The 1,069-nt window shown below is 72.2% G+C and carries 1 protein-coding gene; it reads right to left on the bottom strand.

Features of this window, described 5'->3' with window-relative positions:
* Nucleotides 1–67: 67 nt before the first annotated feature.
* A complete protein-coding gene (locus JS521_RS35840) occupies nucleotides 68–1,015 on the bottom strand; it encodes an ABC transporter ATP-binding protein (RefSeq protein ID WP_205087016.1) in 948 nt (315 codons plus the stop codon).
* Nucleotides 1,016–1,069 lie beyond the last annotated feature (54 nt).

Here is a 1,069-nt window from a genome sequence, read left to right as displayed (position 1 = left end):
CGTTCGTACGCGACCGAGACCGGACGGGGGCCGTCGGCCGTTGCGACGGTGAAGGAGTGTGTGGGGGTCATGCTGCTGCTCCCGTGGCTGCTGTCGGCTGGTGTTGTCGTTGCGGGCGGTGGTCGACCGATTCCTGCGTGAGGTCCATGAACGCCTGCTCCAGCGACACGGTCTGCGGGGTGAGTTCGTGCAGCGTGATCGCGTGCGCGGCGGCCACGCGTCCGATGTGCGCCGCGTCCACTCCTCGGATCCGGAGTCGGGCGGTTTCCGTGGTGGTCGTGGTGACCGTCACTCCGGGGGCCGCGAGCCGTGCGCTCAGCTCTTCCGGTTGCGGGGTGACGACCCGGACGGAGGCCCCGCCCGCCGACCGGATCAGCTCGGCCACCGTGGTGTCGGCGAGGAGCCTGCCGCGGCCGATGACGATCAGGTGGTCGGCGGTGAGGGCCATCTCGCTCATCAGGTGGGAGGAGACGAGGACCGTACGGCCTTCGGCGGCGAGGGAGGTCAGGAGCGTACGGATCCACAGGACGCCTTCGGGATCCAGGCCGTTGACCGGTTCGTCGAGGATGACGGTCGCGGGGTCGCCGAGCAGTGCGGCGGCGACGCCGAGCCGTTGGCCCATGCCGGGGGAGAAGCCCTTCACCCGGCGGTGGGCGGCGTCCGTGAGCCCGGCGAGGTCAAGGACCTCCTCGACGCGGCGGCGCGGGATGCCGTGGGTGTGGGCGAGCGCCATCAGGTGGTTGAAGGCGGACCGGCCCGGGTGGACGGACCGGGCCTCCAGCAGGGCGCCGACCTGGGTGAGGGGCGCGGGGTGGGCGGCGTAGGAGCGGCCGTTGACGGTGGAGCGGCCCTGCGTCGGGGTGTCGAGGCCGAGGACCATGCGCATGGTCGTGGACTTGCCCGCCCCGTTGGGGCCGAGGAAGCCGGTGACCGTGCCGGGGCGGACGGTGAAGTCGAGGTCCTGGACGACGGTTCTGTCGCCGTACCGTTTGGTGAGTCCGTGTGCCGTGATCATGCGGCCGACGCTACGGAGCCCGCGGGGAGCGGTCGTCCGACCGGGGGCGGGACG

This window comes from Streptomyces durocortorensis (assembly GCF_016901035.1).
In the GTDB taxonomy this organism is placed as follows: domain Bacteria; phylum Actinomycetota; class Actinomycetes; order Streptomycetales; family Streptomycetaceae; genus Streptomyces; species Streptomyces durocortorensis.
Note: the sequence above shows the minus strand (reverse complement) of the source record. Positions and strands in the feature narration are given on the sequence as shown.

What these genes read in the sequence shown, in the direction of transcription:
- JS521_RS35840 (WP_205087016.1), bottom strand. Translation starts at nt 1,015, where the DNA reads ATGATCACGGCACACGGACTCACCAAACGGTACGGCGACAGAACCGTC.